This window comes from Burkholderia sp. IT-111MI5, assembly GCF_949752865.1.
Taxonomy (GTDB): domain Bacteria; phylum Pseudomonadota; class Gammaproteobacteria; order Burkholderiales; family Burkholderiaceae; genus Burkholderia; species Burkholderia pyrrocinia_C.
In genome coordinates, this window is record NZ_CATKIF010000055.1 from 296,478 (window position 1) to 310,514 (window position 14,037).

At 66.0% G+C, this 14,037-nt stretch carries 15 protein-coding genes; 10 read left to right on the forward strand and 5 right to left on the reverse strand.

All coding sequences use genetic code 11. The annotated features are described in order from the left end of the window. Nucleotides 1–21: 21 nt before the first annotated feature. Entirely contained in the window at nt 22–1,014 is a 993-nt protein-coding gene (locus tag ACM6JT_RS28550) for a bifunctional riboflavin kinase/FAD synthetase (RefSeq protein ID WP_034178819.1), read from the reverse strand. A 122-nt stretch (nt 1,015–1,136) separates the two neighbouring features. Between ACM6JT_RS28550 and purN the strand changes: the two genes are divergently transcribed. The 6 genes from purN to nadC all read left to right on the forward strand — a co-directional run bounded on the left by purN (nt 1,137) and on the right by nadC (nt 8,198). After that, entirely contained in the window at nt 1,137–1,799 is a 663-nt protein-coding gene (purN, locus tag ACM6JT_RS28555) for a phosphoribosylglycinamide formyltransferase (protein WP_034178818.1), read from the forward strand. Continuing rightward, nucleotides 1,796–3,058, forward strand: a complete 1,263-nt coding sequence (locus ACM6JT_RS28560) for an RsmB/NOP family class I SAM-dependent RNA methyltransferase (protein ID WP_034178817.1) — start codon at nt 1,796–1,798, stop codon at nt 3,056–3,058. Before purN ends, ACM6JT_RS28560 begins: the two co-directional genes overlap by 4 nt. Before the next feature lie 18 nt (nt 3,059–3,076). Then, a complete protein-coding gene (locus ACM6JT_RS28565) occupies nt 3,077–4,459 on the forward strand; it encodes a mechanosensitive ion channel family protein (RefSeq protein WP_414857729.1) in 1,383 nt (460 codons plus the stop codon). Nucleotides 4,460–4,684: 225 nt separating this feature from the next. Beyond that, nucleotides 4,685–5,881, forward strand: coding sequence for an acyl-CoA desaturase (locus ACM6JT_RS28570; RefSeq protein WP_034178815.1), 1,197 nt, complete (start codon nt 4,685–4,687; stop codon nt 5,879–5,881). A gap of 302 nt (nt 5,882–6,183) precedes the next feature. Further along, on the forward strand, nt 6,184–7,320 hold the full coding sequence (gene nadA / locus ACM6JT_RS28575) for a quinolinate synthase NadA (RefSeq protein WP_243564822.1): 1,137 nt from the start codon (nt 6,184–6,186) through the stop codon (nt 7,318–7,320). Next, nucleotides 7,317–8,198: a carboxylating nicotinate-nucleotide diphosphorylase gene (gene nadC, locus ACM6JT_RS28580; protein ID WP_034178814.1), complete on the forward strand. Its 882-nt coding sequence runs from the start codon at nt 7,317–7,319 to the stop codon at nt 8,196–8,198. The genes nadA and nadC overlap by 4 nt, the downstream gene beginning before the upstream one ends. 90 nt (nt 8,199–8,288) lie before the next feature. Here nadC and nadB read toward each other — a convergent pair whose 3' ends face one another. The 4 genes from nadB to radC all read right to left on the reverse strand — a co-directional run bounded on the left by nadB (nt 8,289) and on the right by radC (nt 11,468). Then, complete coding sequence (gene nadB, locus ACM6JT_RS28585; RefSeq protein ID WP_034178813.1) at nt 8,289–9,875, reverse strand: L-aspartate oxidase; 1,587 nt, start codon at nt 9,873–9,875, stop codon at nt 8,289–8,291. 160 nt (nt 9,876–10,035) lie between these two features. Further along, nucleotides 10,036–10,203, reverse strand: coding sequence for a 50S ribosomal protein L33 (gene rpmG / locus ACM6JT_RS28590; RefSeq protein ID WP_006478046.1), 168 nt, complete (start codon nt 10,201–10,203; stop codon nt 10,036–10,038). Between the two features lie 17 nt (nt 10,204–10,220). Continuing rightward, a complete protein-coding gene (gene rpmB, locus ACM6JT_RS28595; protein ID WP_004186391.1) occupies nt 10,221–10,454 on the reverse strand; it encodes a 50S ribosomal protein L28 in 234 nt (77 codons plus the stop codon). 240 nt (nt 10,455–10,694) lie between these two features. Beyond that, nucleotides 10,695–11,468, reverse strand: a complete 774-nt coding sequence (gene radC / locus ACM6JT_RS28600; protein WP_034178812.1) for a RadC family protein — start codon at nt 11,466–11,468, stop codon at nt 10,695–10,697. Between radC and ACM6JT_RS28605 the strand changes: the two genes are divergently transcribed. The 4 genes from ACM6JT_RS28605 to ACM6JT_RS28620 all read left to right on the forward strand — a co-directional run bounded on the left by ACM6JT_RS28605 (nt 11,467) and on the right by ACM6JT_RS28620 (nt 13,993). Then, the gene (locus ACM6JT_RS28605; RefSeq protein WP_258170484.1) at nt 11,467–11,601 is read left to right on the forward strand and encodes a hypothetical protein; all 135 of its coding nucleotides are present in this window, start codon (nt 11,467–11,469) and stop codon (nt 11,599–11,601) included. The genes radC and ACM6JT_RS28605 overlap by 2 nt on opposite strands. A gap of 3 nt (nt 11,602–11,604) precedes the next feature. Next, a complete protein-coding gene (locus ACM6JT_RS28610; RefSeq protein WP_034178811.1) occupies nt 11,605–12,060 on the forward strand; it encodes an FKBP-type peptidyl-prolyl cis-trans isomerase in 456 nt (151 codons plus the stop codon). A 2-nt stretch (nt 12,061–12,062) separates the two neighbouring features. Next, nucleotides 12,063–13,043, forward strand: coding sequence for a 4-hydroxy-3-methylbut-2-enyl diphosphate reductase (gene ispH / locus ACM6JT_RS28615; RefSeq protein ID WP_034178810.1), 981 nt, complete (start codon nt 12,063–12,065; stop codon nt 13,041–13,043). Nucleotides 13,044–13,246: 203 nt separating this feature from the next. Then, nucleotides 13,247–13,993, forward strand: coding sequence for an amino acid-binding protein (locus ACM6JT_RS28620; RefSeq protein WP_243564821.1), 747 nt, complete (start codon nt 13,247–13,249; stop codon nt 13,991–13,993). Nucleotides 13,994–14,037: the final 44 nt, after the last annotated feature.

Sequence of the window (14,037 nt, forward strand, 5' to 3'; positions counted from 1 at the left end):
CGCGGGGCGCCGCCGTCCGGATCAGCTAATTCGGTCGGTTGCCGACGTCGAGAAGCCCGTTGCGCGGCTGCCCGGCGCACGATCGCGCTCGATGAAATACGCGCGCGCATTCGCGACGTCCAGTGCGATCGCGCGCGACAGCGCCTCGAGATCGTCGAATTTCGCTTCGTCGCGCAGCTTCTTCAGGAATTCGACGCGGATGAGCTTGCCGTACGCATCGCCGTGCCAGTCGAGCAGGTGGACTTCGAGCAGCACGCGGCCCGAATCGTCGACGGTCGGGCGCAGGCCGAGGCTCGCGACGCCCGGCAGCGGGTCGGGGCCGAGGCCGTGCACCTGCACGACGAAGATGCCCGCGAGCGCCGGCCGCTTGTGCGCGATCGGCAGGTTCAGCGTCGGGAAGCCGAGGTCGCGGCCGAGCTTCAGCCCGTGCGCGACGTGGCCGCTGATCGCATAACCGTGGCCGAGCGCCTGCGCGGCTGCGTCGAGATCGCCGGCCGCGAGCGCGGCGCGCACGCCCGAACTCGAGATGCGCGTGCCGTCGCTGCCGGCCACCGTGCCCATCTGCTCGACTTCGAAACCGTATTGCTCGCCGGCCGCCTTCAGCGTGTCGAAGGTGCCCGCGCGTTTCGCGCCGTAGCAGAAATCGTCGCCGACCATCATCCAGCGCGTGTGCAGCCCGTTCACCAGCGTGCGCTCGACGAACGCCTGCGGCGACTGGCTCGCGAACGTGTGGTTGAAGTGCTCGACGACCACGCGGTCGACGCCGTGCTCGCGCAGCGCCTCGAGCTTGTCGCGCAGCATCGCGATGCGCGGCGGCGCGCCGGCCGGGTTGAAGAATTCGCGCGGGTGCGGCTCGAAAGTCATCACGCACACGGGCAGGCCACGCGCGTCCGCTGCCGCGCGCACGCGCGCGAGCAGGGCCTGGTGGCCGCGATGGACACCGTCGAAGTTGCCGATCGTCAGCGCGCACGGGGCGCGGCTCTCGGCGTTGGGCAGGCCGCGGAAGACTTTCACGATAGCGGATGCAGCGTCGGGGGATGGGCGGTGGGATGCCGCAAAGCAGAAGATTATAAACGTTCGGGCGGGCCGGCGGCCGAGAAGGCGGGAAACGCGGGGGCGAATGGTAAAATTCGCGGATGAAAAAACTCGTGATCCTGATTTCCGGTCGCGGCAGCAACATGGAGGCCATCGTTCGCGCGTGCGCGCAGGAACGCTGGCCGGCCGAGGTTGCTGCCGTGATCGCCAACCGGCCCGATGCGGCCGGCCTGGCTTTTGCCGCGTCGCACGGAGTGGCGACCGCGGTGGTCGACCATCGGTCGTTCGACGGCCGCGACAGCTTCGACGCGGCGCTCGCCGCCGAGATCGACCGCTTTGCCCCCGATCTCGTGATCCTCGCGGGCTTCATGCGCATCCTCACGCCGGCATTCGTCAGACGATACGAAGGCCGGCTGCTGAACATCCACCCGTCGCTGCTGCCGAGCTTCAAGGGCATCCACACGCACCAGCAGGCGCTCGACGCGGGTGTCGCGCTGCACGGCGCGAGCGTGCACTTCGTGATTCCCGAGCTCGACAGCGGCGCGATCGTCGCGCAGGGCGCGGTGCCGGTGCGCGCGGGCGACGACGCGGCCGCGCTCGCGCGGCGCGTGCTGACGGTCGAGCATGTGCTGTATCCGCGCGCGGTGCGCTGGTTCGTCGACGGGCGTTTGCGCCTCGAGAACGGCCGGGCAGTGGTGGCGCCGGAAGAGGCGCGCTGGATTTTCGCGGATCAACCGCATACCGAAACGAGTGAGGGCGTATGAAGCTGCACGGATTCCTGATCGGCCAGACCGAGACTTTGCTGGCCGAGGTGCTGAAGTTCGCCGGCCCCGCCGACGCGACGACGAGCCGGTTCTTCCGCGCGCACCCGAAGCTCGGGCATGCCGAGCGCGGCGTGATCGCCGAGGCCGTGTTCGCGGTGCTGCGCCGGAAGATGGAGTTTTCGCATCTCGCCGAGAGCGGCACGGGCACGCCCGCGCGGCGCCTCACGCTGCTCGGCCTGATGCAGACGGCCGGCCGCAATGCGCTGAAGCCGTTCTTGTCCGACACCGAGTCCGCATGGCTCGAGCACGTGTCGAAGATCGATCCCGCGAGCCTGCCGGTGCGCGTGCGCACGAACCTGCCGGACTGGATCCACCAGGCACTGTCGGCCCGATTCGACGCCGATGAGCTCGCGCAGCTCGCCGCCGCGCTGAACTACCCGGCGCCGCTCGACCTGCGCGCCAACGCGCAGAAGGCGACCCGCGACCAGGTGATCGACGCGCTGCGCGCGAATGGCATCGATGCGGGTGCGACGCCGTTCGCACCGTTCGGCGTGCGCGTGGTCGGCAAGCCGGCGCTGACGCGCCTGAAGCTGTTCGAGGAAGGCGAGATCGAGGTGCAGGACGAAGGCAGCCAGTTGCTGTGCTCGCTGGTCGCGCCGCGCCGCGGCGAGATGGTCGTCGATTTCTGCGCGGGTGCGGGCGGCAAGACGCTCGCGCTGGGCGCGATGATGCGCTCGACCGGGCGCCTCTATGCGTTCGACGTGTCGGAAAAGCGCCTCGCGAAGCTGAAGCCGCGCCTCGCGCGCAGCGGGCTGTCGAACGTGAACCCCGTGCTGATCGACAGCGAGCACGACGCGAAGATCAAGCGGCTCGCCGGCAAGATCGACCGCGTACTGGTCGACGCGCCGTGCAGCGGCCTCGGCACGCTGCGCCGCAATCCGGACCTGAAGTGGCGCCAGTCGCGCACGTCGATCGACGAATTGACACCGAAGCAGGCGTCGATCCTCGCGAGCGCCGCGCGCCTCGTGAAGAAGGGCGGCCGGCTCGTCTACGCGACCTGCAGCGTGCTCGACGCCGAGAACGAGCGCATCGTCGAGCAGTTCCTGGCCGACCATCCCGAGTTCGTGCTGGTGCCTGCGCAGAAGGTGCTGGCCGACCAGCGCATCGAACTCGAGACGGGCGACTACCTGTCGTTGTGGCCGCACCGTCACGCGACCGACGGCTTCTTCGCCGCGGTGCTCGAGCGGCGCGCGCAGTAACGGCGGCACGGACGGACGATGGAGAATCTGCAGAGCCGCCTGCTGTCGCACCGGCTGGCATCGGTGATTCGCGACTTTCACCAGCCGGTGATGATCTGGCAGGCGGCGATCCTCGTCGGCGCGCTGTGTTTCGCGTGGGTGGCCGCACGCTTCGTGCACGGCCGGATCGATGCGCGCCGGCGGACGGCCGGACGCGCGCCCGGCGCGGGTGCGCATAGCCTGAAGCGCGCGTTGTTTCCGTTGTTCGGCGGCATCTTCGTGGGCGTCGCGCAGCTTGCGTTCGACCCGTTCATGTCGACGGCGCTGCTGTCGCTCGCGCTCGTGCCGTTGTTCGGCATCGGGCTGATCTACGTGCTGTTCTTCTTCGCGCGGCGCGTGTTCGCGCGCGACGGCCACACGCATGCGTGGCTGTCGATCGTCGAGAAGATCGTGTCGACCGTCGTGTGGGCCGCGATGGTGCTGACCGTGCTCGGCATCCAGCACGACGTGCTCGGCTGGCTCGACAGCGTGCAGTTCCGCGTCGCCAATGCGCACCTCACGCTGCTGTCGCTGATCTCCGGCGCGCTGTGGGTCTGCGTGACGCTGATGGTCGCGATGTGGCTCGGCTCGGTGCTCGAGGATCGCCTGACGCGCGCGAGCACGCTCGATGCGAACCTGAAGGTCGTGCTGTCGCGGGTCGGCCGCGCGCTGCTCGTGTTCGCGGCGATCCTGATCGGGCTGTCGCTGGTCGGCATCGACGTGACGGTGCTCGGCGTGTTCGGCGGCGCGGTCGGTGTCGGCCTCGGCTTCGGGCTGCAGAAGATCGCGAGCAACTACGTGTCGGGCTTCATCATCCTGCTCGACCGCTCGCTGCGGCTCGGCGACGCGATCAGCGTCGGCGGGCTGCAGGGCGTCGTCACGCAGATCCGCACACGCTACACGGTCGTGCGCGGCCTCGACGGCAACGAGACGCTGATCCCGAACGAGAAGCTGATCACCGACGTCGTGCAGAACCAGTCGTCGTACCTGACGCGCGGTTATGCGAAGGTCGCGGTGCAGGTCGCGTACACGAGCGATGTCGAGCACGCGCTCGTGCTGCTCGCCGACGCCGCGAAGGACGTGCCGCGCGTGCTGGCGGAGCCGGCGCCGACCCCTTATCTGGTGAGCTTCGGCGCGGACGGGATCGACCTGGAGCTCGGTTTCTGGATCGAGGATTCGGCGAAAGGCACGTCGGGCGTGCGCTCGGCCGTGAACCGCAACATCTGGCGGCTGTTCAACGAGCACGGGATTTCGATTCCGTTTCCGCAGCGCGAAGTGCGCGTCGTCGGGCTGCCGGACGGTTTTGCCGCCGCGGGCGCGGTGGCGGGGCATGATCCGGCGGCCGGCAACGGTGCGGCGGACGGGCGCGCGTCGGCTGCATAGCGTGCGTCGGTCGTCGATCGTATCGACCCCGCGGTCGGAACCGGATCGCGGGCCTTTCCAAGTCCGCCCGTGGACTGTTCCAGTTGTGCCAGGGCAAGAAAATATTCATTTTTTACAAAGACTTGGAACGGTTGAAGTAAAATCCAAGTCTATTCGCGGTATGCTTTCATTTTTCTGACGCCTGCGCGAGCCGGCATCGCTCTCATCTCATCACAGGTAACTGCCTTGTTGAATTCCCTGCTCGATTTTCTTTCCCACGGGCTCCTGCATTTTTCGTGGTGGCAGGTCGCGCTGTTCGCGCTCGCCGTCACGCACGTCACGATCATCGGCGTGACGGTCTACCTGCACCGTTGCCAGGCGCACCGCGCGCTGGAACTGCATCCGATCGCGAGCCATTTCTTCCGCGTCTGGCTGTGGATGACGACCGGCATGCTGACCGGCCAGTGGGCCGCGATTCACCGCAAGCACCATGCGAAGTGCGAGACCGAGGAAGATCCGCACAGCCCGCAGACGCGCGGCATCTGGAAGGTGTTCCTCGAGGGCGCCGAGCTGTATCGCGCGGAAGCGAAGAATGAAGAGACGATGCGCAAGTTCAGCCACGGCACGCCGAACGACTGGATCGAGCGCAATCTCTACTCGAAGTACCCGATTCTCGGCATCAGCCTGATGATGGTGATCGACGTCGCGCTGTTCGGCGTGCTCGGCCTGACCGTGTGGGCGGTGCAGATGGTCTGGATTCCGTTCTGGGCGGCAGGCGTCGTCAACGGCTTTGGCCACTTCTGGGGCTACCGCAACTTCAACTCGGCCGACGCGAGCACGAACCTGTTCCCGTGGGGCATCGTGATCGGCGGCGAAGAACTGCACAACAACCACCACACGTTCGCGACGTCGGCGAAGCTGTCGAACAAGTGGTACGAGTTCGACATCGGCTGGATGTACATCCGCATCATGTCGGCGTTCGGTCTCGCGAAGGTGAAGAAGGTCGCGCCGACGCCGCGCCTGAACAAGCCGAAGACGGTGCTGGACCAGGAAACGCTGCAGGCCGTGCTGTCGAACCGCTACGAAGTGATGGCGCGCTACGGCAAGGCCGTGAAGCGTGCGTACCGCCAGGAGCTCGCGCACCTGAAGGAGCTCGGTTCGAGCGAGAAGTACCAGTTGATGCGCGGCGCGCGCAAGTGGTTCCACAAGGACGCCGACGGCCTCGACGAGCCGCAGAAGAAGCTGCTGCCGGAAATCTTCGCGAACAGCCAGAAGCTGCACACGTACTTCCAGTTGCGCCAGGATCTCGCCGCGATCTGGGATCGTTCGACCGCGTCGCGCGAACAGCTTCTCGCGCAATTGCAGGATTGGTGCCATCGCGCGGAACAAAGCGGCATCAAGGCGCTGCAGGAATTCGCGACACGCCTGCGTCGCTACGCCTGATTCGAAATCGATTAGAATCTCAGGACGTCAAAAACCCCGCGTTGGCGGGGTTTTTTCATTTGGGCCACCGTTTTTTGACGGAAGCGATCGGCCCGAATTTGTATGAGGCTTGGGGCAGCGGCGCAATGGTGCCCCGGGGCGAGCGTAGAGGATGGGATCGGAGTAGTGTTGAAGCGCTGATTCTGGTTGACCGCGAAGCATGGGATCGGGGTAGGCGCTAAAGCGATAACTCCGGTCGACCGCGAAGCATGGGGTCCGAGTAAGCGCTAAAGCGCTCACTCGGACCGACAGGAGATATGGAGATGCAATCGACGATCAAACCCGTCGAGTACGACCGGCCCGTCGCAGCAGGGACCGTGTGCGGCGTGGGGCAGGCATGGGCCAAGGTGCCCGATGCACCGTCCCCCGAGGAACGCGCTGCGCTGAAGGCGCGCATCAAGGCGCTGCTCGTGCGTGAAAAGGCCGTGCTGGTCGCGCACTACTACGTGGATGCCGAACTGCAGGAACTCGCCGACGAAACCGGCGGCTGCGTTGCCGATTCGCTCGAAATGGCCCGCTTCGGCCGCGATCACGACGCGCAGACGCTGGTCGTCGCCGGCGTGCGCTTCATGGGTGAAACCGCGAAGATCCTGAGCCCGAACAAGCGGATCCTGATGCCCGATCTCGATGCGACCTGTTCGCTCGATCTCGGCTGCCCGGTCGATGAATTCTCGGCGTTCTGCGATGCGTATCCCGATCGCACCGTCGTCGTCTATGCGAACACCAGCGCGGCCGTGAAGGCCCGCGCGGACTGGATGGTCACGTCGTCGATCGGCCTCGAGATCGTGGCCGACCTGCACGCGCGCGGCGAGAAGATCATCTGGGCGCCCGATCGCCATCTCGGCAGTTATATCCAGAAGAAAACCGGCGCGGACATGCTGCTGTGGCAGGGCTCGTGCCTCGTCCACGACGAGTTCAAGGGCATCGAGCTCGACCTGCTGCGCGCCGAATATCCGGACGCGAAGGTGCTCGTCCATCCGGAATCGCCGGAAAGCGTCGTTGCGCAGGCCGATGTGGTCGGCTCGACCACGCAGCTGATCGATGCGGCCGTGAAGCTGGACGCGACGCGCTTCATCGTCGCGACCGATCTCGGCATCCTGCACAAGATGCAGCTCGCGGCGCCCGGCAAGACCTTCATCGCGGCGCCGACGGCCGGCAACAGTGCGACCTGCAAGAGCTGCGCGCACTGCCCGTGGATGGCGATGAACGGCCTCGCGAACCTCGCCGACGTGCTCGAACGCGGTCACAACGAGATCTTCGTCGATCCGGCGATCGGCGAACGTGCGCGCCTGCCGATCGACCGGATGCTCGATTTCGCGGCCGCGCACAAGAAGCGCGTGCAGGCGAGCGGCGACCTGCAGCGCGACCAGCAACTGTTTGCGAACGTGGGGGCGGCATGACCGGTGCAGTCTCCCCGCTTTACGACATCGTTCGCGAGCAATACGGCGCGGCATTCGACGACGCGATCGCGCGCAACGTTGCCGATGCGATCGCGGAAGACGTCGGCACCGGTGACCAGACCGGGCGGCTCGTGCCGGCCGGCGGGCGTCGTCGCGCGCGCATCATCGTGCGCGAGGAAGCCGTGCTGTGCGGCGTGCCGTGGTTCGAGGCCGTGATCGGCCGGATCGATCCGGCGATCACCGTGCAATGGCGCTATCGCGAAGGCGACCGGATGACGCCCGATTCGACCGTCTGCGAACTCGAAGGGCCGGCGCGCGCGCTGTTGACGGCCGAGCGTAACGGGCTGAACTTCCTGCAACTGCTGTCGGGTGTCGCGACCGCGACGCGCCGTTACGTCGACCGCGTCGAAGGCACGCGCGCGAAGATCCTCGATACGCGCAAGACGCTGCCGGGCCTGCGGCTCGCGCAGAAGTACGCGGTACGCGTCGGCGGCGGCGAGAACCAGCGTCTCGCGCTGTATGACGGCATCCTGATCAAGGAGAACCACATCGCAGCGGCGGGCGGTGTCGGCGAGGCGCTCGACGCGGCGTTCGCACTCGATTCGGGCGTGCCCGTGCAGGTCGAGGTCGAGACGCTCGCGCAGCTCGACACGGCGCTTGCGCATCGCGCGCAGTCGGTGCTGCTCGACAACTTCACGCTCGACATGATGCGTGAAGCGGTGCGCGTGGCGGCCGGCAAGGCCGTGCTCGAAGTGTCGGGCGGCGTCAATTTCGACACGGTGCGCGCGTTCGCGGAGACGGGCGTCGATCGCATCTCGATCGGGGCGCTGACGAAGGACGTGCGCGCGACGGATTATTCGATGCGGATCGTCGACTGATCGAGTGTCATACGATCAGACAAAAAAGCCGTTGGCATGCAAACGCCAACGGCTTTTTTCCTGTGCGGCCGCAACCGGGAGGGGCGCCGCTCAGCGACGCGCGCGCGGCGTGAGCACGCTCGGCAGCGCCTTCGGCAGCGTGTGCGGCCAGTCGCGGCTGTAGTGCAGCCCGCGGCTTTCGCGGCGCGACTGCGCGCTCTTCACGATCAGCGTCGCCACGTCGACGAGGTTGCGCAGTTCGAGCAGGTCGCGCGTCACGCGGAAGTTCGCGTAGTACTCGTGGATCTCGTCGCGCAGCAGCGACAGCCGGTGCTTCGCGCGTTCGAGGCGCTTGTCGGTGCGCACGATGCCGACGTAGTTCCACATCAGGCGGCGCAGCTCGTCCCAGTTGTGCGCGACGACGACTTCCTCGTCCGCATCCGACACGCGGCTTTCGTCCCATGCGGGCAGCGTGGCCGGCGTTTCCGAATCGAAGCCGGCCGCCTCGATCGCTTCGGCCGCCGCGCGGCCGATCACGAGACATTCGAGCAGCGAGTTGCTCGCGAGCCGGTTCGCGCCGTGCAGCCCCGTGTACGACGTTTCGCCGACCGCGTACAGGCCCGCGAGATCGGTGCGCCCGGCGAGATCGGTCACGACGCCGCCGCATGTATAGTGCGCGGCCGGCACGACGGGGATCGGCTGTTTCGCGATGTCGATGCCGAATTCGAGGCAGCGCGCGTGGATCGTCGGGAAGTGCTCGCGCAGGAACGCTTCCGGCTGGTGGCTGATGTCGAGATACACGCAGTCGATCCCGCGCTTCTTGATCTCGAAGTCGATCGCGCGCGCGACGATGTCGCGCGGCGCGAGCTCGGCGCGCGGATCGTGCGCGGGCATGAAACGCGTGCCGTCGGGCAGCTTCAGCAGGCCGCCTTCGCCGCGCACGGCCTCCGAAATCAGGAACGATTTCGCATACGGATGGAACAGGCAGGTCGGGTGGAACTGGATGAATTCCATGTTCGACACGCGGCAGCCCGCGCGCCATGCCATCGCGATGCCGTCGCCGGTCGCCGTGTCGGGGTTCGTCGTGTACAGATAGACCTTGCCGGCGCCGCCCGTTGCGAGCACCGTGTGCGGTGCCTCGATCGTGATCGTGCGGTCGTTGTCGACGTCGAGCGCATACAGGCCGTGACAGCGGCGGCCGGGCAGGCCGAGCCGGTCCGACGTGATCAGGTCGATCGCATGGTGATTTTCGAAGAACGTGATGTTCGGATGCTGGCGCGCGCGCTCCGACAGCGTCGCAAGCACCGCATGGCCGGTCGCGTCGGCCGCGTGAATGATCCGGCGGTGGCTGTGGCCGCCTTCGCGCGTCAGGTGGAAGCCGAGTTCGGCTGCGTCGTCCTTCGTGAACGGCACGCCTTGCGAGATCAGCCATTCGATCGCTTCGCGGCCGTGCTCGACGATATAGCGCGTCGCGCCTTCGTCGCACAGGCCGCCACCGGCGACCAGCGTGTCGTCGACGTGGTTCTCGATGCTGTCCGCCGAATCGAGGACCGCCGCGATGCCGCCCTGCGCGTTATCGCTTGCGCCCTCCATCATCGAACGTTTCGCGATCAGCGCGACACGTCGCGTGCTGGCCAGATTGAGTGCGACCGACAGCCCTGCCAGGCCGCTGCCGACGATCGCCACGTCGAATTTCATGCTGCATCTCCATCGTTACGCTTTTGATCTTGTGCGTTCCGGCGGCCACGGCCGCGGAAAGGGGAGAGCATACCGCGTCGGGCCCGAGCGTGCGCGCAAAACAAAAAGCCCCGCATGCGCGGGGCTTTTCGGTCGCCGTCAGGCTGGCAGAAACCGGAGATTACTTGATCTTGGTTTCTTTGTATTCCACATGCTTGCGGACGACGGGATCGAACTTCTTGATCGCCATCTTTTCCGGCATGTTGCGCTTGTTCTTCGTGGTCGTGTAGAAGTGACCCGTACCAGCGGTCGACTCGAGCTTGATCTTGTCGCGTGCGCCTTTTGCCATGATTGTGCTCCTTGGGCTTAGGCTTCGCCGCGTGCGCGCAGGTCAGCGAGCACGGAATCGATGCCGTTCTTGTCGATCAGGCGCAGGCCGGCGTTCGAAACGCGCAGGCGCACCCAGCGGTTTTCGCTCTCTACCCAGAACCGGCGGTTTTGCAGGTTCGGCAGGAAGCGACGCTTGGTCTTGTTGTTGGCGTGGGAAACGTTGTTGCCGCTCATCGGCGCTTTCCCAGTTACTTGGCATACGCGTGCCATGAGAGCACTCCTAATACGCTAAATTCGGGGTTCGATCGCCGATGAAGGTTCTCATCGCACCGCCACGTGATCCATGGCCGCACTCTCAGAACGCCGTAGCCCTTGCAGACAAGGCCCTTCGATGGCTAGAACTGGTTGGAAAAAAGACAGACGGCGATTCTAGCAGAAAAAGTTCAGGAAAATCAAACCTAATTTCGCTTCGCCGTTGTGGCACCCCGAGGCGGGCCGCCGCGCCACAGTCTACAGCCAACCGGCACGTGCGAACGAGAAAGTGTCGCTGGTGCCGACGACGACGTGATCGAGCAGCCGCACGTCGACGAGTTCGAGCGCGTCGCGCAACACGCGGGTCAGGCGGCGGTCCTCCGCGCTCGGCTGCACCGCGCCCGACGGATGGTTGTGCGCGACGATCAGCGCCGCGGCGTTATGCGTCATCGCGCGGCGCACGATCTCGCGCGGGTAGACGGCCATGCGCGTCAGCGAGCCGCGCGTGATTTCCTCCGTCTCGATCAGGCCGTGGCGGGCGTCGAGGTACACCGCGACGAACACTTCGTGCGGGTGCGAGCCGATCTTCAGCCGCAGATAATCCTCGACCGCGCCGGGCGAATCGATCGGCGTACGTTCGGATGCTTTCTCCTTCAGCATGCGCCGCGCGATCTCGGTGACCGCGGCCAGCCGCGTGGAGCGCGCAGGGCCGATGCCCGGGTGCGCTTCGAAATCGTCGGTCGTCGCCTCGAGCAGCCCGCGCAACGTTCCGAACTGCTTGACCAATGCGCGGGCGCTGACGAATACGTCGTGCCCGGGCTTGCCGGTGCCGAGCAGCAGCGCGATCAGTTCGTCGTCGGTCAGCGCGGCCGGTCCGCGCTCCAGCATTCGCTCGCGCGGCCGCTCGGGCCGCCAGTCCACCGGGCGGTGCTTGCGCCGGCGGATCGGGAGGACGCGGCGGGGCGGATCGGTCGGCGCATCGGCGCCGTCGCGGCATTCGACCGGCGGCAGGGCGAGACAGGGTGACAGCATGCTCGAAACTCCATTGGCGGCGGGCGGTCTGCGCGACGTCGTCGCACTTTCCGCCTTGCGCGCTCAGGTGACTTACAATATTGGTTTTGCGCCGGGCCTTTTCGGCCGTATCGGGCGCCGACTGAACGAGTAATTCATGAGCCTCATCGATCTATCCGAAGTGAAGCCCGGTTCCCACGTCACGTTGCATTACCGGCTCGCACTGGCCGACGGCGCCGACATCGTCAACACCTTCACCGACAAGCCGGCCACGCTGCTGCTCGGCGCGGGACAACTGGCGCCGTCGCTGGAACAGATTCTGCTCGGGCTCAGGGTTGGAGACCACTCGACTTTTCAGCTAACGCCCGAACAGGGGTTCGGTCCCCGGAATCCCGACATGCTCCAGCGCGTGACGCTGTCGACGCTGCGCGAGAACGGGATGGTCGGCGACGATTTCACGCCGGGCGAGCTGATCGAGTTCAATGCGCCGGACGGCGGCCGGTATGCGGGGGTGCTGAAGGAAGTCGGTGAAACCTCGGCGCTGTTCGACTTCAACCATCCGCTCGCGGGCCAGGCGCTCACGTTCGAAGTGAAAATCATCGGAATCCTGTAATCATGAGCACCACCGATACGCTGTCCGGGCAGACCGTCGCCGCCGACGCCGAAATCCTGCTGGCCCAGCCGCGCGGCTTCTGCGCGGGCGTCGACCGTGCGATCGAGATCGTCGAGCGCGCGATCGCGATGCACGGTGCGCCGATCTATGTCCGTCACGAAATCGTCCACAACAAGTACGTGGTCGAGGATCTGAAGAAGAAAGGCGCGATCTTCGTCGAGGAACTCGAGGAAGTGCCGGCCGGCAATACCGTGATCTTCAGCGCGCACGGCGTGTCGAAGGCCGTGCGCGACGAGGCCGACGTGCGCGGGTTGCGCATTTACGACGCAACCTGCCCGCTGGTCACGAAGGTGCACGTCGAGGTGGCGAAAATGCGCCAGGACGGCGTCGATATCGTGATGATCGGGCACAAGGGCCACCCGGAAGTCGAAGGCACGATGGGGCAGGTCGAGCGCGGCATGCATCTCGTCGAGAGCGTCGAGGACGTGCAGAAGCTCGAGCTCGCCGATCCCGAGCGCATCGCGCTCGTCACGCAGACGACGCTGTCCGTCGACGACGCGGCCGAGATCATCGCCGCGCTGAAGGCGAAGTATCCGAAGATCCGCGAGCCGAAGAAGCAGGACATCTGCTACGCGACGCAGAACCGCCAGGATGCGGTGAAGTTCATGGCGCCGCAGTGCGACGTCGTGATCGTCGTCGGCAGCCCGAACAGCTCGAACTCGAGCCGGCTTCGCGAAGTGGCCGAGAAGCGCGGTGTGGACGCGTACATGGTCGATGCGCCCGACCAGATCGATCCGGCATGGGTCGCAGGCAAGCGCCGCATCGGCGTGACGGCCGGCGCGTCGGCACCCGAAGTGCTCGCCCAGGCCGTAATCGCGCGACTGCGCGAACTCGGCGTGCGCAACGTTCGCGCGCTCGACGGCATCGAGGAAAACGTGTCGTTTCCGCTGCCACGCGGGTTGAACCTGCCGCCCGCTGCCTGATTGCCGCATCGCACCCGCGGAACACCGAAGCGCGCCTCCCGGCGCGCTTTTTTTTGTACGTCGAAATCGAGATCGCAACCATTATTCGCGATCATGGTGCAACCCGGTTGCTCCGGATGTTCGTAACCGTCTCTCAAAATTGGTTGCAATGCAGGAAAACCCCATCGAATCAGGATTATTGGCGTCCTATAAATGGAGTTACAATGCGCCCGTTTTCAAGCCTGAATGGCTTTGAAATCGGATTTTGGCAAGGCGCGGGAGACCATTCAATGCATGTGAAGTTGGCTTACGCCGTGTCCGTCGCCGCACCGGTTGCAATGCGTGCCGGTTGCAGCAAAAAGAGCGACGACGGGGCGGGCAGGGAGGCTGCGGTGTTCGCGGCATCGCCGGCCAGCGGCGTGCGCGTCGCCGGAACCGGTCGTGCGGCACCATCGGTGTGCCGCATTGCGCAGCAATTGGGCAAGGACAAGGAAAACGGGGCACGTTTGGCGATCGAGGAAATCAACGCGCTTGGCCTGGCGAACGGTCGGGCAGCGGGCATGCAGGTTGCATTGCAACAAGCCGCCGGTCGCGGTGTGACAACGACCGTGCGCGCCGATCGACGGATGCCGGCTATGGCGCCCGGCGATGCGGGCAGCGCGGGGATGTCACCGGCCCCCTTTCATTTCGATTCGACGAAACAGCGTGTCGCCGCGAGCGGTGGTGTCGTGGTGCGCGGCCTGGTTCGTACGATGGATTCCCACGCAGCCCCGACGCATGTCGGGCGCGGCTTTCGCGATGCCTTGCCAGGCGACGCGGCACGGAATCCGATCCGCCTGGATGCGGGGCTTGCCTCGCACCGGACGGTAAAAGGCACGGATGCCGGGCAACCGGACGATGGCCGTCCCGGCATGCTGCCCTACGACTTCAAGGAGGCTACGAACACCGTCCTCGACGTCGTGACGATTTAGCGACGGGACTCATGACGGCACCGGAACAGTGCGGTGCCGTTTTT

Bases quoted from the DNA above. Each gene is read 5' to 3' on its own strand.
- ACM6JT_RS28620 (WP_243564821.1), top strand. From the start codon at position 13,247: ATGCGCCCGTTTTCAAGCCTGAATGGCTTTGAAATCGGATTTTGGCAA.
- ACM6JT_RS28565 (WP_414857729.1), top strand. From the start codon at position 3,077: ATGGAGAATCTGCAGAGCCGCCTGCTGTCGCACCGGCTGGCATCGGTG.
- ACM6JT_RS28560 (WP_034178817.1), top strand. From the start codon at position 1,796: ATGAAGCTGCACGGATTCCTGATCGGCCAGACCGAGACTTTGCTGGCC.
- rpmB (WP_004186391.1), bottom strand. From the start codon at position 10,454: ATGGCACGCGTATGCCAAGTAACTGGGAAAGCGCCGATGAGCGGCAAC.
- radC (WP_034178812.1), bottom strand. From the start codon at position 11,468: ATGCTGTCACCCTGTCTCGCCCTGCCGCCGGTCGAATGCCGCGACGGC.
- nadB (WP_034178813.1), bottom strand. From the start codon at position 9,875: ATGAAATTCGACGTGGCGATCGTCGGCAGCGGCCTGGCAGGGCTGTCG.
- rpmG (WP_006478046.1), bottom strand. From the start codon at position 10,203: ATGGCAAAAGGCGCACGCGACAAGATCAAGCTCGAGTCGACCGCTGGT.
- ACM6JT_RS28610 (WP_034178811.1), top strand. From the start codon at position 11,605: ATGAGCCTCATCGATCTATCCGAAGTGAAGCCCGGTTCCCACGTCACG.
- purN (WP_034178818.1), top strand. From the start codon at position 1,137: ATGAAAAAACTCGTGATCCTGATTTCCGGTCGCGGCAGCAACATGGAG.
- nadC (WP_034178814.1), top strand. From the start codon at position 7,317: ATGACCGGTGCAGTCTCCCCGCTTTACGACATCGTTCGCGAGCAATAC.
- ACM6JT_RS28605 (WP_258170484.1), top strand. From the start codon at position 11,467: ATGCTCGAAACTCCATTGGCGGCGGGCGGTCTGCGCGACGTCGTCGCA.
- nadA (WP_243564822.1), top strand. From the start codon at position 6,184: ATGCAATCGACGATCAAACCCGTCGAGTACGACCGGCCCGTCGCAGCA.
- ispH (WP_034178810.1), top strand. From the start codon at position 12,063: ATGAGCACCACCGATACGCTGTCCGGGCAGACCGTCGCCGCCGACGCC.